This window comes from Mucilaginibacter lacusdianchii, from assembly GCF_009770985.1.
Taxonomy (GTDB): domain Bacteria; phylum Bacteroidota; class Bacteroidia; order Sphingobacteriales; family Sphingobacteriaceae; genus Mucilaginibacter; species Mucilaginibacter lacusdianchii.
Window position 1 is genome coordinate 1,065,349 of the sequence record NZ_WSRW01000003.1, and the last position, 17,395, is coordinate 1,082,743.

The 17,395-nt window shown below is 40.9% G+C and carries 15 protein-coding genes; 10 read left to right on the plus strand and 5 right to left on the minus strand.

Going from position 1 to position 17,395, the window contains the following annotated elements; all coding sequences use genetic code 11:
• Positions 1-88 precede the first annotated feature (88 nt).
• Together GPM24_RS18160 and GPM24_RS18165 are read left to right on the plus strand one after the other, a co-directional pair.
• The gene (locus GPM24_RS18160; protein WP_158828519.1) at positions 89-2,467 is read left to right on the plus strand and encodes a molybdopterin oxidoreductase family protein; all 2,379 of its coding nucleotides are present in this window, start codon (positions 89-91) and stop codon (positions 2,465-2,467) included.
• Position 2,468: 1 nt separating this feature from the next.
• The gene (locus GPM24_RS18165; protein ID WP_158828520.1) at positions 2,469-2,927 is read left to right on the plus strand and encodes a molybdopterin oxidoreductase; all 459 of its coding nucleotides are present in this window, start codon (positions 2,469-2,471) and stop codon (positions 2,925-2,927) included.
• Positions 2,928-3,067: 140 nt separating this feature from the next.
• Here GPM24_RS18165 and GPM24_RS18170 read toward each other — a convergent pair whose 3' ends face one another.
• From GPM24_RS18170 to GPM24_RS18180, 3 genes are all read right to left on the minus strand, one after another.
• On the minus strand, positions 3,068-3,955 hold the full coding sequence (locus tag GPM24_RS18170; protein ID WP_158828521.1) for an NmrA family NAD(P)-binding protein: 888 nt from the start codon (positions 3,953-3,955) through the stop codon (positions 3,068-3,070).
• 61 nt (positions 3,956-4,016) lie between these two features.
• The gene (locus GPM24_RS18175; RefSeq protein ID WP_158828522.1) at positions 4,017-5,096 is read right to left on the minus strand and encodes an alkene reductase; all 1,080 of its coding nucleotides are present in this window, start codon (positions 5,094-5,096) and stop codon (positions 4,017-4,019) included.
• A 94-nt stretch (positions 5,097-5,190) separates the two neighbouring features.
• Positions 5,191-6,174: a helix-turn-helix transcriptional regulator gene (locus GPM24_RS18180; RefSeq protein ID WP_158828523.1), complete on the minus strand. Its 984-nt coding sequence runs from the start codon at positions 6,172-6,174 to the stop codon at positions 5,191-5,193.
• 264 nt (positions 6,175-6,438) lie between these two features.
• On the opposite strand from GPM24_RS18180, the gene GPM24_RS18185 reads away from it, so the two are divergent.
• The 3 genes from GPM24_RS18185 (at position 6,439) to GPM24_RS18195 (ending at position 10,610) form a co-directional block, all read left to right on the plus strand.
• Positions 6,439-7,677: a PAS domain S-box protein gene (locus GPM24_RS18185; protein ID WP_158828524.1), complete on the plus strand. Its 1,239-nt coding sequence runs from the start codon at positions 6,439-6,441 to the stop codon at positions 7,675-7,677.
• Positions 7,678-7,921: 244 nt separating this feature from the next.
• Positions 7,922-8,473, plus strand: a complete 552-nt coding sequence (locus GPM24_RS18190) for an outer membrane beta-barrel protein (RefSeq protein WP_158828525.1) — start codon at positions 7,922-7,924, stop codon at positions 8,471-8,473.
• A gap of 304 nt (positions 8,474-8,777) precedes the next feature.
• On the plus strand, positions 8,778-10,610 hold the full coding sequence (locus tag GPM24_RS18195) for an AsmA family protein (RefSeq protein WP_158828526.1): 1,833 nt from the start codon (positions 8,778-8,780) through the stop codon (positions 10,608-10,610).
• Positions 10,611-11,079: 469 nt separating this feature from the next.
• On the opposite strand, the gene GPM24_RS18200 is transcribed toward GPM24_RS18195, so the two are convergent.
• A complete protein-coding gene (locus GPM24_RS18200; RefSeq protein WP_158828527.1) occupies positions 11,080-12,816 on the minus strand; it encodes a phospho-sugar mutase in 1,737 nt (578 codons plus the stop codon).
• Positions 12,817-13,172: 356 nt separating this feature from the next.
• On the opposite strand from GPM24_RS18200, the gene GPM24_RS18205 reads away from it, so the two are divergent.
• A complete protein-coding gene (locus GPM24_RS18205) occupies positions 13,173-14,327 on the plus strand; it encodes a zinc-dependent alcohol dehydrogenase (RefSeq protein ID WP_158828528.1) in 1,155 nt (384 codons plus the stop codon).
• A 15-nt stretch (positions 14,328-14,342) separates the two neighbouring features.
• Positions 14,343-14,822 (plus strand): hypothetical protein, encoded by a 480-nt coding sequence (locus GPM24_RS18210; protein ID WP_158828529.1) that lies wholly within the window; start codon positions 14,343-14,345, stop codon positions 14,820-14,822.
• A 60-nt stretch (positions 14,823-14,882) separates the two neighbouring features.
• On the opposite strand, the gene GPM24_RS18215 is transcribed toward GPM24_RS18210, so the two are convergent.
• Positions 14,883-15,455 (minus strand): CAP domain-containing protein, encoded by a 573-nt coding sequence (locus GPM24_RS18215; protein ID WP_158828530.1) that lies wholly within the window; start codon positions 15,453-15,455, stop codon positions 14,883-14,885.
• A 158-nt stretch (positions 15,456-15,613) separates the two neighbouring features.
• Here GPM24_RS18215 and GPM24_RS18220 point away from each other — a divergent pair, with 158 nt between their 5' ends.
• From GPM24_RS18220 to GPM24_RS18230, 3 genes are all read left to right on the plus strand, one after another.
• Positions 15,614-15,817: a hypothetical protein gene (locus GPM24_RS18220; RefSeq protein ID WP_158828531.1), complete on the plus strand. Its 204-nt coding sequence runs from the start codon at positions 15,614-15,616 to the stop codon at positions 15,815-15,817.
• A gap of 75 nt (positions 15,818-15,892) precedes the next feature.
• Positions 15,893-16,255 (plus strand): hypothetical protein, encoded by a 363-nt coding sequence (locus GPM24_RS18225; RefSeq protein ID WP_158828532.1) that lies wholly within the window; start codon positions 15,893-15,895, stop codon positions 16,253-16,255.
• A 59-nt stretch (positions 16,256-16,314) separates the two neighbouring features.
• Complete coding sequence (locus tag GPM24_RS18230; RefSeq protein WP_158828533.1) at positions 16,315-17,370, plus strand: nucleoid-associated protein; 1,056 nt, start codon at positions 16,315-16,317, stop codon at positions 17,368-17,370.
• The last annotated feature ends 25 nt before the right edge of the window (positions 17,371-17,395 follow it).

Genomic DNA, 17,395 nt, shown 5'->3' on the forward strand with positions numbered 1-17,395 from the left:
ACAATTAAAACACATGTTTCGGTATACGGTATATAGATTAGTAGTAGCATTACCCAACAAGCTTTTCCAGCAATATCAAAGCATCAACATGAAACAAACACGAGACAGCATTGCAGACATTTGGGGCGAACGTACACCCTATTACAACGAACAATGGCCCGAGCGATTAGATGAGCGCGTAACTGAAGAACCGGACCATTGGGTGCAGGCCGCCTGCGTGCTTTGCTCTACCGGATGTGGTATGGATATAGGCGTAAAGGATGGAAAGATAGTAGGCGTACGTGGTCGCGGAGTTGATGCCGTAAATCGTGGCCGACTTGGTCCTAAAGGATTGCACGGATGGATTGCCAACCACAGCCCCGACCGCCTGACTAAACCAATGATCAGGCGCGGTGGACAGTTGCAGGAAGCTAGCTGGGACGAGGCCATGGATTTGATTGTTCAAAAGTCTAAAGAAATAATTGATAAGCATACCAGCTTGGGTATAGGCTTCTACACCTCAGGCCAGTTGTTTCTGGAAGAATATTATACCTTGGGTATCATTGGTAAAGCCGGGCTGGGTACGCCGCACATGGATGGCAACACCCGTTTGTGCACGGCAACCTCGGCAGCGGCACTTAAAGTAACTTTCGGATCCGACGGGCAGCCCGGTTCTTATACCGATTTGGACTCTGCAGAAGTAATTATGCATGTGGGCCATAACACGGCTTCGCAGCACACCGTGTTGTGGATGCGCATATTGGACCGCCTGGAAGGCCCCAACCCACCGAAGCTTATTGTGATCGATCCGCGCGAAACTTATACCGCCAAAAAGGCAACCGTGCATCTGGCACCACGCGTGGGAACCAATATACCTGTACTTAATGGTTTGTTGAATATTATCATTAAAGAAGGGCTTATAGACCATAATTACATCAATGCGCATACCGTAGGCTTTGAAGAATTGAAAGCCATTGTAAGTAAATGGAACCCGAGGCTTGTGGAAGAAGTTTCGGGCGTACCTGCCCACAAACTGCGTGAGGCGGCTCTTTTGCTGGGCAGTACTAAAACGCTGGTATCTACCGCCCTGCAAGGGGTTTACCAATCTATGCAGGCCACAGCCAGCGCAGTGCAGGTCAATAATATTCATTTGATCAGGGGTTTGATTGGCAAGCCAGGCTGCGGCATTTATCAAATGAACGGACAGCCCACCGCCCAAAATACACGTGAAACCGGAGCCGATGGTGATTTACCAGGATTTAGAAACTGGGGTAACAAAGAGCATATTAATGAGCTGGCTAAATTATGGAACGTGGAGCCAGACACCATTCCGCATTGGGCGCCCCCAACGCATGCCATGCAAATTATGCGCTTTTGCGAAACAGGCGCCATTAAAATGCTTTGGATAAGTGCTACTAATCCGGCCGTATCCATGCCTAATTTAGGCCGCATGCGCAAGCTGCTGGCTAAAGAAGATTTATTTGTAGTGGTACAAGACGCTTTCAAGACCGAAACAACCCAACTGGCTGATGTAGTACTGCCGGCAGCTATTTGGGGAGAAAAAACCGGCTGCACCACCAATGTGGACAGAACTGTTCACATTTGCCATAAAGCCATCGAGCCACCAGGCGAGGCCAGAGCCGACCTGGATATCTTTATCGATTACGCCCGCCGTATGGATTTGAAAGACAAGGATGGTAACCCGCTCATCAAGTGGAACACTCCCGAAGAAGCATTCGAGGCTTGGAAAGAATGTACACGTGGACGCCCTTGCGATTATACAGGCATGAGCTACGCCAAACTGAGCGAAGGCAGCGGCATACAATGGCCCTGTAATGAAAAGTATCCGAACGGCACCCCTCATTTGTATACCGATGGTGTATTTGCCACTGCCGCCGATTATTGCGAAAGTTATGGCCATGATTTGGAAACCGGCGCCGCACAAACGCCCGACGAATACAAGCTTATTGACCCCAAAGGTAAGGCCTTTTTGAAAAGCGTGGATTACCAGCCGCCACACGAAGAGCCGGATGAGGAGTATCCGCTATGGCTTACTACCGGCCGTTTGGTTTACCACTTCCATACGCGTACCAAAACAGGCAGAGCTAAAGAATTGCAGAATGCCGCGCCCGATTCTTATGTGCAGCTATCGGCCGAAGATGCGGCGAAATACGATATTGAAGATGGCGATATGGTCGAAATCAGTTCGCGCCGTGGTACCGTTTTCCAACCAGCTATGGTGGGCCTTATTGAACCGGGTTTGATATTTATACCCTTCCATTACGGGTATTGGGACAATGATAACCGCAGCCGCGCTGCAAATGAGCTTACGCTCACCGAATGGGACCCAGTGAGCAAGCAGCCACATTTTAAATACGCAGCGGTTCGTATCCGCAAGGCGGCCGATAATACAAACGACGGTCCGTCGGCAGCATTGGCACATATGGAAGCCGTGATTGATCACAACTTTAAAATGGAGGGCGCCTAAAATGCTGATCGGAAATTATTTACAGCTGGCTTTTGATGCCGAGAAAGAAGCGGTAAAGGCTTTTAACATGATAGCCGGTAAACACGGCGATGAGCCGGACGTTTACCAAACTTGCCAGCTTTTGGCATCCTGGTCACAAAATCATTTGAATGAACTGAAACCCTGGGTTGAAAAGTATCCGGCAAGGCCAGATACCACTGCAGATAAGTTGGAACGCATGATGTTTGACAACGAACAGAAAGGATCATTCGCCTTGTTGCGCGATCTGCATGATTTATGGATATTAGTTACCGAAATAGACATTTGCTGGACCGTACTGCTGCAGGCTGCAGATGGCTTACGAGATAAAGAAATGAAGACGACGTTTGTTAAACTACAGGAAAGCACCAAACGGCAAATTGCCTGGTTGCAAACCCGCATCAAGCAATCGGCCCCGCAAACGCTTATCGTTGGCGTATAAAAGTTACTATTCTAACTTTGAAGCTAACCTCAGCGTTGATTTTATAATTAAGCCTCTTGTATTATAATATTAAATAGTTCGGAATGGATTTTAATTAATCCACTCCGAACTATTCTCGACCTAATGCGGACACAAAACATTTAAGCTTGGAAATATTTAGTCTTAAACTCTTCAGCAAACTGTTCTAACTTAATTTTTCCAATTACTTTTCCTCCGCTTGCAAAAAAGTCTTTCATTACAATGCTGGCTTTTACACCCTGCCCTAGTTCGGTAATTAAATCAGCCAGTTCAGGCGGCATTCCACCAGATAGCATACCTTGTTTTAATTGTTCGTCAGGTAAGCTGGTCCAGGTTAGTTCCGGTTTACCAATCGCTTTGCCCAATAAAGCAGCAATATCATTTCCGGTCGATACATCGCTTACAATATATTTAACCTCAAAGCGGTTACCTTTAATTTGAAGTTCTTCAGCAATAGCCGATGAAAGATCATCGGGATGGGTTAATGCTAATTTATCATCGCCGTTATAGTTGTTGCCAAACATATTCATGCTTTGGATTAATGGGATATCTCTAAAAAAGTTAACGTAGAAAAAGCCTGATCTCAAAACAGTAATGTTGATACCTTCTAGTCCCCTTAATATTTGCTCAACGCGGTGCACACCTTGTACAGGACCTGTTCCTTTATCCGCATCTGCGCCAACGCTGCTTAGCATCACCACACGGTTTACACCTGCGGTTTTGATAGCTTGTGCATAAACCTTTCCAGCATCACCAATGTTCTGAATCATATTACTTGGTCCCATAGAGGGTGGCATCATCAGATACACAGCATCAGCGCCAGTAAAAGCATCAGTTAAAAATTCAAGATTACTGATTGACCCGATTGCAGGGATGGCGCCTAAAGCCGCTATTTCATTTTTGCGATCTTCCTGAGTGCTGATAACGGTAACTTCATGTCCGGCTGCAATTAATTTTTCTACCAATGGTTTGGCCACATTTCCTAATGAGCCTGTTGTGGTAATTTTCATGGTTTAATTGTTTTAATGTGAATAATGCTATGGTTTAGCTTGAATTTTAGATTAATATATTTTAGATTATGTGTGATACATCTAAAATTGGGTAATCGGTGTATCCCGCTTCACCAGGTGTATAAAGCGTATTATAATCGAGTTCGATTAAGGGGGCGTTTTTTTCAATCCTCCTCATAAAATCTGGGTTAGCCAAAAAACTGCGTCCAAAAGCCACTAAATCAGCAGACCCTTCCTGCAATTTATCTTCTGCAGTTTCTGCAGTAAATCCATTGCAGTAAATAATAGTGTTAGCAAAAGCATTGCGTATACCCAGATGTGTTTTTTCCGGAATGCCTGGATTATTAGAAATGTGTAGGTAAGCAATGCCCAAGCGGTTTATTTCCTCGGCCAAACGCAAATATGTTTGATGCACTTCAAGTTCGTCATAAGACGGCATGTCATTAGAAGTCAGGAACGGCGAAATCCGCAATCCCACTTTGTCAGCGCCAATGGCTGCTATTATTTGCGCCGCAATCTCTACCGTTAAATGGATACGATTTTCTATGCTTCCGCCATAATTATCTGAGCGGTTATTCACCTTTGGGTTTAAAGATTGCTCGAGCAAGTAACCATGAGCGCCATGCAGTTCCACCCCGTCAAAGCCTGCCGCTATCGCATTTTTAGCAGCCTTTACATGATCCTCAATCACGCGGGCAATTGCTTGCTCATCGAGTGCAACAGGTGCAGAGTATTGCTCCATGCCTGTATCGGTATAAATCTCGCCGGCAGCTTTAACATCTGACAGTCCAACTACCTGGTAGCCGTCAGGCAGGTTTGAACTATGGGCAATTCTGCCCGTGTGCATCAATTGTAAAAATATTTTAGCACCACCTTCATGTACCGCCTCAGTCACCAATTTCCAACCATCTATTTGGGCGTCTGAAAAAATGCCGGGAATACGAGGATAGCCTAAACCCTCCGGACTCGGAGAAGTCCCTTCGGTAACAATAAGCCCAGCGCCTGAACGCTGTTTGTAGTAAGTGGCCATCAGCTCATTGGGCAAATTATTAATTGCACGGCTTCTGGTCATGGGGGCCATTACCACATGATTTTTTAACTGAAAGGAGCCTTTATTGTAAGGCATGAATAACTTTTTCATTTTACTATGTTTTAATTGACATAGCAAAGTTGAGCTTAATCAGCAGCTGATAATAGCGCCATAAGGCAAAAAAACAGTCGTATCCGGCAAAGTTTTATAATTGCGATGAGAACCGCTTAGGCGTGAGTCCGTAATGTTTCTCAAACAAGCGGCTAAAGTGGCTTAGGTTTGAAAATCCAAGTTCATAACCAACTTCGGCTACGGAGTGCTTACCTTGTTTTAACAGAAAAGCCGCTTCTTCCATACGTGCGCGCTGAAAGTAATTGTAAATGGTATCGCCAAAAGCCTGTTTAAAAAGTTGCTTCAGCTTGGTTTCACTCATTGCTGCAATCTGTGCCAGTTCGGGTAACACGGGTGGTGTACTCAGATCACTAATGATTTCGTTACGAATGTGAAGAAGCCTGGCTGCATCAACGTTATTGATGTTTTGATGCGGTGCATTATCACGCATCGAGAGTTTTTGAAAAAGCAGATACAGCAATTCCTGCACTTTAATGTGCATGTAAAAGAGACTCAACTTATCAGTCAAATCTACAGCACTTAAATTTTTGACCAGCAGTTTTGTTTCTGCTGTCATATTTTCAAAAAAAAGAAAGTTATTACCCGGAGTGGTTATGGTCTCCAGCGTTGTATTAAGGTTTTTAATAGCCAGCAATGATTTTAAATAGCTCGGCATGATAGCAATTACCGCGTAATGAATAGTGTGGCCTTTAGGAAATCTTATACTAGAACTCAGGTCGTTAGACGTAACCTGGATGGCAGACTCATCACGTTCCGTAAACTGAACTTGAGCATCATTATTATAAGCAATGCCCAGTTCTTGTTCATTACTATAAAAAAAGATTGTGATTAGATCATTTCCGAGGCCGGATGTATTTCGCCTAATAATGAGATCTTCATTAAGCACATAATGATGCATTGTAATTTTGAACTCCGTACTGAATGACAATTTGCGAATATATCCCTGACCTAAATGTTTGGGAATAATCAATAAGTCATTATCTACAGTTGTGCCTATATATCGGGCAAAGTAGGTTAGGAAATCAAACTCAGGTGTGGCGGTAAAACTAAATATCATTAACTTAAATTGCCTGGCTACCGAAATTAAACAAAATTATGTAAAGCGATAAGGCAATTAATTGCAAAGCGCTTAAGACCTTATCCTTATTTTCTAGCTGCAATTAGGTTATGCCATTCTGCACTTGGCGCATGTATAACAAAATACAAATTGTACAGGTATAAGGATATATTAACCCTAGTTTTGTCACAGATACTTATCCTTATGTTCCGAACCTTCTTGTTTTCTTGCTGGTACCGTTATAAAAGTTACGTTGAAACAGGTATGCAGTCAGCATCCAAATTTGAGTTTCAGCATCTAGAATATTGGCAAGACCGTTTGTTTGTTACGGTCGTATTGTACAGCCTTCCAGCAGGCTTTTGCGCACTTGTGCCCTCTGTATGGTTGGAATACCGCTCTGGTCACTTATTACTTTGCTATTTTGATATCGCCTCACTAATTATTTTTGGAATAGTGTCGCTTTGCAGAGGCTTTTCATTAAAAGCTCGTAAAGTAGCTGTAGCAGTAATTTTTGCCACGATTGCAATTATTTTTATGGCCGTGCTGGGGTCTTTCAGCATGGGTTGCATTTACCTTTTCACACTGAGTGTTTTTGTTTCGCTTCAATTTTCAGACAAAGCTGCCTATGGCACCGTAGCATTTAATAGCGTTGCTTTCCTGACATTTGCCGCAGATATTCAATTTCATGCCGTTGACCTGCCCCTGCTTTACCAAACATCTGTAAATATCTGGCTGGTTTACACGATGAATTTTCTATTAATGAATTTAGTTGTAGTTGGCTTGGTGCGTCAGCTTTTAAAAAGCCTTAACCAAACTATGGTGAAAGAGGCTTGGCTCACTAAAGAACTAAAAAAAGGATTGGAGCAACAAGCCAGATTAAACACACATCTTAAAAATTCAGAAGAACACTACCGCACACTTTTCTATCATAGTCCATCGCCAAAGTTGATTTTTGAAACAGATAACCTTCAATTTTTACAGGTTAATAAAGCTGCAGTAACGGTGTACGGCTACTCGGAAGGTGAATTTCTGAATATGAAATTAACTGACATTCACCCAGAAGAATGCATTCAAAACATGTTGCACCATGTTAAGCCAGCAGATGAAAGCCAGGTACTGCATCCGTATGTTACCCAACACGTTAGTAAAGACGGCAAGCGAATACATACCGAAATAAGGCGGAGTAACATTAGCATCAACGGCAAAAATGCGAGATTAATGGTGGCAACTGATATCACAGAACGATTGCTGCATACGGCCGCTATTGAGAAACAAAACGAAAAGCTTAGGGAGATTGCTCATCTGCAATCTCATGTAATCAGGTTGCCACTTGCCAGAATCATGTCAATATCCGAATTGATTAAGCAAGAATACGGAGAACAAATAGACCTTCAACTAATTAATTATCTGGATATCTCGGTCAATGAACTTGACTCCGTTATTCAACAGATAGTTACTGAAAGTACTGTTATTACAACAGAGCAGCAAGAGGGCGTATATTAACCGCTTCTACATTACCGACAGGTAACATGTCCACTTTAACCTTTAATTGAAAGTGTATATACTTGAAGTACAAGCGAAAAGCAGCAGTTTACGCGAGTACTTGCAATTGTATGATTTTGTATTTAAAACGTTTAAAAGCATTCTTACAAGCCAGAATGCGCTAAACATCTATCAAGGTTAAAATATGTTAAAAGTTTTAGTATACAGTTTTGTTCAGCTTATTTAGGGGCTAACTTAAACTTATATGAAAACTAAAAACCTTTTTATTATTGCTTGCCTGCTCCTTTGTTCTGTTGCAAAAGCCCAAAATCAACAAACAAGCCGTTGGCGTTTTGGCATTGGATTAGAAACCGGCGTTCCAACAAACTTCAATCATAATCGTCCACTTCTATCTAATTCCAAATTTGAATTAGGGGGAACCGCTCGATTGCAATACAGCATCAATAAATCAGCAGCATTTACGTTGACATCAGGTTACTACAATCTTTTTTTAAGTCCTCGGCCAATGAACAGCCCTGAATTTAATCCATATGGCAATTGGTACGCAGGAGATCAAGGCATTATACCTGTAAAAGGCGGCTTGAAACTATTTATTAAAGACGGCTTTTATGTAATGGGAGAAGCTGGTGCGGGCTTTGAAACACGCTATTTTAAAGACACAAAGTTAATATTATCGCCTGGTGTTGGTTTCGCTACACGTAAGTGGGATTTTGGATTAAGATATGAGAACTTTTCTGGCCAACGTAATAATTATGGCTTGGTAGGATTACGCGTAGCTTATGGATTCGGACTATAGTACAAACTTTTGATTTTATATTTGGTATCCTGCCGTTCTTGTTATAGATATATAATTATAACGAGAACGGCAGAAATTTAAAGAAGTCCGAATCTATTTTGGGCTAAAGCGGCGTTATACAATACCTATTGTCTTATCGCTTAAATTCATTTATTTTTAAGATAATATGTAGGCAAATATTATCTTAAACATCACGTCGGTAAAGTACTACTAAAATTAAGTAAGCATCTGCAACAAGAAAACATTGTTTTGTTTCTGTATGTTAAATAAGCCTTAATAGGCGATGGTAATCAAATTTGCGTGAATGAATTTTAAATTATTAAAAAGACCATGGGTTAAAGTTCTTATATACAGCACGTTTATAGTAATTGCCATAATAGTAACAAGTATTGTCGCCTTTAGCTATTACGGAACACCTATTATTGAAAACAAGATAAACAAAGCATTATACAAAGCATCAGGCGGCATCTATCAAGTTAAACTTACAGAAGCCCGTATCAATTTATTCAGAGGCGAAATCGTTATCAGCGATTTAACTTTAACTGCAGATACCGCCGCATACTTGTCGCAAAAAAAACAAAAGGCAGTTTCCGATAAGCTTTATCAATTGCATGTGCAAAGAGTTGTGTTGAGCCATACACATCCATTTAAACTGTGGTTTAATAAAAAGCTTGATGTAACTGAGATTTCTTTAAACGCGCCAGATGTAACTGTTACGGCCTACCCCGATAATGCTAAATTTCAAAAGCCAAAAGACAACAGAACAATCTTTCAACGTTTATCCAATTCGCTTAAGTCTTTATACGTTGGCCATATATTTTTCAAAAATGTAAAACTACATTACAAGGATGTTTCGACTATGAAGCCAGCGGTGTATGAGTTGGAAGAATTAGACTTGAGCGCACATGATTTGCTTATTGATTCGGCCACTCAATTTGATAGAACAAGGTTACTATTTTGTAAAGAACTTAACGTCGCGCTACACAATTATCAAGGCCGTACGGCAAAGGGATTATACGGTTCTAAGGTAAAACTTATAGATTTTTCTACACGCACGCGTATGCTTCGTTTGCAAGGCTTTGTGATGCGCCCCTCGCTTAAGCCTGCTCAATTTTTTCAAAAAACGTTTCAAGACCAATTCTCCCTACAATCGAATAGCATACTGATTGAAAATTTTTATTATGAAATTTATAACAAAAGTCATGCTATTAAGGCTGCAAGTATTACGCTAAACACGGGTGTTATTAGTGTTTTCAGTAACTATCATACAGACCCTAAAAGCTTCCATATAGATAAAGTCAATACTTTTCCGAATAAAGCGCTACAATTGGTGCCGGTTAAAATTAAGGTAGACACGATACAGCTTCGGCATTATACAGTGGCTTACCATGAGTATAACATAAAAGCCAAACGGCGAGGTTATATCACGTTTAACGAAATTGGTGGACAATTCGTTAACGTTACTAATGATTCTGCTGCTATCAACAAAAATCCATTTTGCAATGCCAGCCTAACGGCAAAGTTCATGAATAAAGCACCTATGCAGGTGGCTTTTAAATTTGATTTAAAAGATAGCCTATACTCCTACCGCTATAAGGGGTTTGTCGGCCCTATTAATATGCAGGCGGTAAATGTGGCAACAGTACCCCTTGCCTCTTTGAATATGCAATCGGGTATGGCTAAAAGAATTGATTTTGACATTTCTGCCAATAGATATCTGGCCAAAGGAAAGGTCACGTTTTTATACAATAATTTGAAAATTCAATTATTGAAAGCCGACTCTGCTAAATTGAAAATGCGCCGTCTGGCATTGGTATCTTTGCTTGCCAATAAGCTTATCATCAAGGATAACAATCCGGACAATATTAAAGCCAAACCGCGATTTAAATATGTAATTTATGAAAGGCCTAAAACCTATCCGTTCTTTAAAACAATATGGCGTACGTTACTGATGGGAATTAAATCTTGCGCCGGGCTAGATTTTCAAGCGCAACGCGAAGCTGATTTAAAACAAGCAAAAAAAGAGAAAGAAAAATACTGGAAGGAGCACAAAAAAGAATTTCGTAAACAGAAACGGGCCGAAAAGCGAAGGGTGAAGAAGCTGAAGAAGTTAGCAAAGCAACGCATACAACGTTAAGTGTCTAAAGCAAGTTCGGAAGAGCACAAATAATTTGTTAGTGTGTTAAATAATTATGAAATGATTATTATTTTAGGAATACAGAATTTGGCTTTGTCGTAATATTTTTTAGCTGTTGAACAAACAGCCTGCGGAAAAATAATTTCGACAACACTAAGCTGCAGCTATGTAACCCCTAATTAATATGATATTTCAATTTGATGGTCAAGAATTTCTTGACAACTTTAACCCAAAGTACAGTAAGCTATCTAATTGTGTAAAAACTATTGTACTACCCGATGGCCGAATGGCTCAAATGCAGATAACTATCACCACGGAAGAAAGCGAATTTTGCACCAAGCTAGATACGATGAACGCAGTTTTGAATAAGGTGCCAAAGTCTAACATACCATGATTTAGATTTTGTTACTCGCAAAAAAAGGTCCCTGCAAAATATGTAGGGACCTTTCATTTAATTATTTATGCAAGTTTACACACCTAAGTCGCGCATAATGGCGTCTACTTTGGCATCCAGTTGCTGGTCAGTTTCCTGGTATGCTTCTTTGCTGGCCAGTTTGCCGTTTACACTACAGTAAAATTTAATTTTAGGTTCTGTGCCTGATGGACGGGCAGAGATAATGCTGCCATCTTCGGTAATAAATTGTAGAACGTCCGATTTAGGCAGTTCAATTGGTTTTGTGGTGTTGGTGTTCAAGTCAGTTTCCTGGCGTAATTCGTAATCTTTTAATGCGATCACTTTTGAACCACCTAATGTAGCCGGCGGATTAGTACGATATTTTTCCATCATCGCCTTTATCTCCTCTGCACCAGTTTTACCTTTCTTAGTAATGGAAATTAGCTTTTCTTTATAGAAGCCGTATTGCAAATAGGTGTCAATCAGTGCTTCAAATAGGCTAGTACCTTTGTCTTTGTAAAAAGCTGTCATCTCTGCAATAAACGCGCTTGACACTACAGCATCCTTGTCTCTTACAAACTCGCCAATTAAATAACCATAGCTTTCCTCGCCGCCACCAATAAAAGTTTGCTTGCCTTCAAAGCTGGTCATCAGTTCACCTATGTATTTGAAACCAGTAAGGGTGTTGTAGCATTTTACGCCTTTTTCGGCAGCTATGGCATCAATTAAGTATGAGGTTACGATAGTTTTTACAATATATTCGTTACCAGTTAATTTGCCTTTTTCCTGCCATGCGGTAAGCAAGTAATTAATTAATAAGCTTCCGGTTTGGTTACCGTTAAATAATATGAATTCGCCTTGTGTGTTTTTAGCAGCAATGCCCACGCGGTCAGCGTCAGGATCGGTGGCTAGTACCAAATCAGCATCTAACTCCTGTGCTTTCTTTAAAGCAAGCGTTAACGCTTCTTTTTCTTCAGGATTAGGATATACAACCGTTGGGAAGTTACCGTCAGGCTTAGTTTGCTCATCAACCAAAATTACGTTTTCAAATCCAAAACGTTCCAGTGCTTTTGGAACTAACGTGATACCAGTACCATGTATTGGCGAATAAACAACTTTCAAATCTTTTTGACGCTGAATAGCTTCAGGTGATACGGATAATTGAGTGATTTTATCCAGATAAAGTTCGTCGATAGATTCGCCGATCATCTCAATATTCGCTTCATTGCGTTCAAACTTCACCTCATCTATGCTTTTGATAGCGGCCACTTCATTCATTACATCGCTATCTGCCGGAGATACAAATTGTCCGCCATCAGCACCGTAAGCTTTATAGCCATTATACTCTTTTGGATTGTGAGATGCTGTTAACATCACACCGCTTTTGCAACCTAACTGACGTACGGCAAAAGATAACTCTGGTGTAGGGCGCAATGCGCTAAAAAAATAAACGTAAATTCCGTTTGCAGAAAATACGTCGGCTGTAATGCCGGCTAAAACATCTGAATTGTTACGGCTGTCATGTGCAATAGCAACTTTAATTTGTTCGCCAGGATAAGTCTTTTTCAAGTAGTTAGCTAAACCCTGAGTAGCTGAGCCTATAGTATATTTGTTAATGCGGTTAGATCCGGGCCCCATAATGCCACGTAAACCACCGGTTCCAAACTCAAGGTTTTTATAAAAAGAGTCGGTTAATTCTGTATTGGCTTTTTCATCAAGCAACTTCTGAATCTGTTGCTTAACATCAGCGTCATAACTTCCTTGAAGCCATGTATTTACTTTTTCAAGAACGATAGGGTCTAAATCCTGCATAGGTAATCAAATGTTAAAGTGAATTGTAAGCGTTTGTATGCCTTCAAATATGATAAATAAAAATGTTATGGCAATGGTAAGGGCCAATAAAGTGCACTTTGCCTAAATGAAATTGATAATCTTGTAAGCTAAAAGTGTTTAAATATATACAAGCTTTGTTACAAGTTTACTTACATACACTGTGTTAAAGCGGTAAAACAACAAGTTTTAATTATGGTTTTTATTCGCTTCCAGTTTTTAGTGATTTAACTATAACTATAACACATATGTCATAATGACAAAACTTTAACTGATGAGGGCTGTTGCTAACCATTATAAACATACGGTTATAAACTAAAATATAAAATCAACCCATTATGTTAGCAATGAACTATCGTGGGCCGTTCAGGGTCCGTGTTGATCAAAAACCATATCCCGAAATTTTGCATCCGAGTGATGCGATTGTTCGTGTAACCCGTTCCTGCATCTGCGGGTCGGATTTGCACCTATATCATGGACTTGTTCCCGATACCAGGGTGGGCACAACTTTTGGCCACGAATTTATTGGTGTTGTAGAAGAAATTGGATCTTCTGTTACCAAAATTAAAGTAGGCGACAATGTGCTGGTTCCGTTTAATATCGCTTGTGGACAATGTGCGTTTTGTAAACAAGAGTTATACGGCAACTGTCATGAATCTAACCCGCAAGCAACAGCTGTAGGTGGTATTTTTGGTTACTCGCATACGGCAGGTGGCTTTGACGGTGGTCAGGCCGAATATGTTCGAGTACCTTATGCAGATGTTGGCCCTACCGTTATTCCACCAGATATGGATCCAGATGATGCAGTTCTGCTGACCGACGTAGTACCCACTGGTTACCAGGCTGCCGAAATGGGCGGTATCAAAAAAGGTGATACTGTAGTGGTATTTGGCGCCGGGCCTGTTGGTATTATGGCCGCAAAATGTTCATGGCTATTTGGTGCGGGTCGGGTAATTATTATTGACCATTTGGAATACAGGTTGGAGTTTGCCCGTAACTACGCGCAGTGCGAGGCTTACAATTTTAAATCTTTGGAAGATCCGGTATTGTTTATCAAAAAAACCACTGATTGGTTTGGTGCCGACGTTTGTATTGACGCTGTAGGCGGCGATGCTGCGGGCAGTGCCATGCAAACTATAACAGGGCGAAAATTGATGTTACAGGCTGGTTCTGCTACTGCTTTGCATTGGGCAATAAATTCAGTAAAAAAAGGTGGTATCGTTTCTATTGTAGGCGTTTATGGCCCTACCGATAATTTGGTACCTATAGGTAACGTGTTGAACAAAGGGTTAACAATTCGAGCTAATCAAGCATCTGTAAAACGGTTGTTGCCAAGATTAATAGAACACATACAAGCCGGACGTTTGGACCCGAAAGCGATCATTACGCACAGAGTGCCACTAGAGGAAGCTGCAGATGCTTATCACATCTTTTCTGCAAAGCTTGATAATTGCATTAAACCAATTTTAATACCGCCATCAGCCAGAGTTTAAAAGGAGGAACTAATTATGGAAAATACACCGAATGATTATTCACATATTAAAGGCTGGGGCGTTGATGCCGACCCAACCAATGAACCTACGCACCCAATGAAAAAATATACGGGTGACGATCATAACCGCATTAATTGGGTACGCCCGGCACAACAACCAGCTACTGTGGAAATATTGCATTCAAACGAACGGCCAAATTTAACAGCCGTGTTTGGTACCGTTGCGCCGCCATCCGGTCTCAGTGGAGCTATCAGGCGATTTGCTTTTAAGTACAGCGAATCTAGCTATGGCCACTGGCTGCCATTGTTACTGGCAGATCGGGTAAATGTAGTTGAAGGCATTGTAGATGATTTAAAGAAAGGTCATATACCAAACATCTTCGCCGAAAAAGGTTGGAAAGCAGAACTGAAGCATAACCCCAAAGGCCTTACGGAAAAGGTTTTCATAACGGCATTTATAGCTGCCGCAGTGGTAACCTGGATTCGTAAAAAGTAGATGATGATGAACCGGCTAAGTAATTAAAAACTTAGCCGGTTTTGTTTTTGCACCGCTTACTTACTCGTGCTCACTGTTACCGGACACTTTTTTAATAATCATGCGCCCACTTTTGATCATCCGTTTTTCATAATCCGAAAACGGTTCTCGTCCGCCAAAATCCTGCACCCAATAGGTTTTGTATTTGGCAACCCCCACTTCTCTAAATTGCGGATTCATCAAATTTTTACAATGTCCTACGCTTTTAAACCATCCGTTTGATACCTCGGCAATACTTTTTTGCCCACGGGCAATATTTTCGCCAACAACAAAGCTTTTGTAACCATCATATTTGTAACCCGCCTGCATGATACGGTCGCCCATGGTACGTCCGTCCTGACTGTCGTGGTTAAAATAGTTTTTCTTGGCCATATCGCGAGCGTGGCCCACAGCCGCCTTCTCTAAATCCTCATTCCATACCAGCGGCGGCGCGGGTGGCATAACGGTAGTGCCGCATTTGCAGCCCTGCTGTCTTACTTGATTGATGCGAGCTAAAAACTCATTCCTAAAATTATCAGCCGCAGTATCCGGTTGTTTGCCTGAAATGCAAGCTGCACCTAAAAACAACATACAACACAAAATCCAATGCTTCATCACTAACTTTTCCAATTTAACATTCGACTTTTTTTACTAGCAATTGTTTAACTGCCAAGCACATTTAAATAATTTATTACTACTGGTAACAATTTTTTGAAACAAGGTGCCATCTACTAACGTAGTACTATACGTATTTATATAAACATCTATCACCCATGATTGCATTTCTTATTGTTGGCCTAATTGTTATAGCTTTAATTACCATCTATTATGGCAAACAGCAGCATAACGTAAGTAACATTCTAGCTAAAAATAAAAACGTAAAACCGTTATTGAAGCAAAAAGCTGCCGAATTGGCAACCGTACGTGCACAAAGAAATGCTGTAAACGGCTTGCCGCAAAGAAACGTTTTGCGTTAAGCGCGCATACTATTAATTACGCCTTGTTTGTTTTCTGCTGATAATAATTATTATTGCAGAAAATTAGTACTGGCTATGACTGACGATGCGGTAATAAAAAGGCTGAAAGTTATTGTGAAAGAGCATGGCGGTCAGCTGGGCTTAGCAAAAGCCATTGAGGTAGATCAGGGATTTATCAGCAAGGTTATCAACCGCAAGCAAGAAATTAGTTATTATTTGATCAGAAGACTTTGTTTTCAGCTCAAGTACTCGCCCGAATGGCTTATTTTGGGCACAGGCGACCGCAAAATCAACAAGTCAGAATCTCCTAAGCTGATTACCGAAATACAAATGCTACGTACCGAGGTAGATATTTTGCATGCCCGAATGCGTGCCTATGAAATTCAGCTAAATGAATTGCGCGAGCAAACCAATGTAAACCCGCAGCAAGCCGGGTAAATAAAGCTCACCTCCTCTCCTTTGCCACGCAAAATATTCGTTTATTTGCGGGCTTAATTATGGTAACTTTTTTCGAGTCTTCGCTCAACACAATATCTGTACATCATGTAGGTAATTCGTCGCAAAACGAAATGTATGCCCTTTCTGATGCCCCTATCACCTTAAAAGATGAAATCATCCCAAAGCTGCTGATGCAGTATTTTTTGACGCCGTTTGAAAAAACTAACGAGGTGTACCACCTGATGCACTCAAGTGGCGATATAAACCTGAACGAGATATTTCATTTTTGTACTGAAGTTTTTGAAGATGAGAACCGCTTTCATGAAGTATCGCAGCAAATAGCTAAGTATTTGTATGGGATATCCAATCATCCTAAAATCAAACCGGGCGAAGTGTATGTAGCTTTTTTTAGCGCTGTACAGTTAGAAGGCGAAGCGGTTGATGCCATTGGTATTTTTAAATCGGAAACAAAAGAAACCTTCTTGAAAGTCTATCCACAGGAGGGCGGCTTTGGCCTGGATTATGAGGAAAATGCTATCAACATTAACAAACTGGATAAAGGTTGCCTGATACTTAACACCCAAAAAGAGGAAGGGTATAAAGTAGTGGTAATAGACCAAACCAACCGTAGCCAGGAAGCGGTATATTGGAAAGATGAATTTTTACAACTGAAAATTCGGAATGACAACTTTAATCAAACCAACAATACTTTAAGTATATACAAAAATTTTGTTACTCAAAAGTTGGATGACGAATTTGATATGTCCAAGGCCGACAAAATAGATTTGCTTAACCGTTCCATGAAGTACTTCAAAGAAAAGGAAACTTTTGAAATTGACGAGTTTACGGGCGAGGTTTTGGGTAACGATCAGGCAATCGAGTCGTTTAAAAATTATAAGCAGCAGTACGAACAGGAATTTGAAACGGTTATTCCCGACTCATTTGAAATATCGGACAATGCTGTAAAGAAACAGGCTCGGGTATACAAAAGTGTACTGAAGCTTGATCGAAACTTTCATATCTATATACATGGCGACAAAGACTTAATAGAAAAAGGCTTTGACGATGCCAAAGCCATGAACTATTACAAGGTATATTTTAAAGAAGAACAATAGCAAACAAAGCATCCTGCATATACAT

Bases quoted from the DNA above. Each gene is read 5' to 3' on its own strand.
- GPM24_RS18165 (WP_158828520.1), top strand. From the start codon at position 2,469: ATGCTGATCGGAAATTATTTACAGCTGGCTTTTGATGCCGAGAAAGAA.
- GPM24_RS18175 (WP_158828522.1), bottom strand. From the start codon at position 5,096: ATGAAAAAGTTATTCATGCCTTACAATAAAGGCTCCTTTCAGTTAAAA.
- GPM24_RS18225 (WP_158828532.1), top strand. From the start codon at position 15,893: ATGACTGACGATGCGGTAATAAAAAGGCTGAAAGTTATTGTGAAAGAG.
- GPM24_RS18190 (WP_158828525.1), top strand. From the start codon at position 7,922: ATGAAAACTAAAAACCTTTTTATTATTGCTTGCCTGCTCCTTTGTTCT.
- GPM24_RS18230 (WP_158828533.1), top strand. From the start codon at position 16,315: ATGGTAACTTTTTTCGAGTCTTCGCTCAACACAATATCTGTACATCAT.
- GPM24_RS18215 (WP_158828530.1), bottom strand. From the start codon at position 15,455: ATGAAGCATTGGATTTTGTGTTGTATGTTGTTTTTAGGTGCAGCTTGC.
- GPM24_RS18170 (WP_158828521.1), bottom strand. From the start codon at position 3,955: ATGAAAATTACCACAACAGGCTCATTAGGAAATGTGGCCAAACCATTG.
- GPM24_RS18205 (WP_158828528.1), top strand. From the start codon at position 13,173: ATGTTAGCAATGAACTATCGTGGGCCGTTCAGGGTCCGTGTTGATCAA.
- GPM24_RS18185 (WP_158828524.1), top strand. From the start codon at position 6,439: ATGCAGTCAGCATCCAAATTTGAGTTTCAGCATCTAGAATATTGGCAA.
- GPM24_RS18160 (WP_158828519.1), top strand. From the start codon at position 89: ATGAAACAAACACGAGACAGCATTGCAGACATTTGGGGCGAACGTACA.
- GPM24_RS18200 (WP_158828527.1), bottom strand. From the start codon at position 12,816: ATGCAGGATTTAGACCCTATCGTTCTTGAAAAAGTAAATACATGGCTT.
- GPM24_RS18220 (WP_158828531.1), top strand. From the start codon at position 15,614: ATGATTGCATTTCTTATTGTTGGCCTAATTGTTATAGCTTTAATTACC.
- GPM24_RS18195 (WP_158828526.1), top strand. From the start codon at position 8,778: ATGAATTTTAAATTATTAAAAAGACCATGGGTTAAAGTTCTTATATAC.
- GPM24_RS18180 (WP_158828523.1), bottom strand. From the start codon at position 6,174: ATGATATTTAGTTTTACCGCCACACCTGAGTTTGATTTCCTAACCTAC.
- GPM24_RS18210 (WP_158828529.1), top strand. From the start codon at position 14,343: ATGGAAAATACACCGAATGATTATTCACATATTAAAGGCTGGGGCGTT.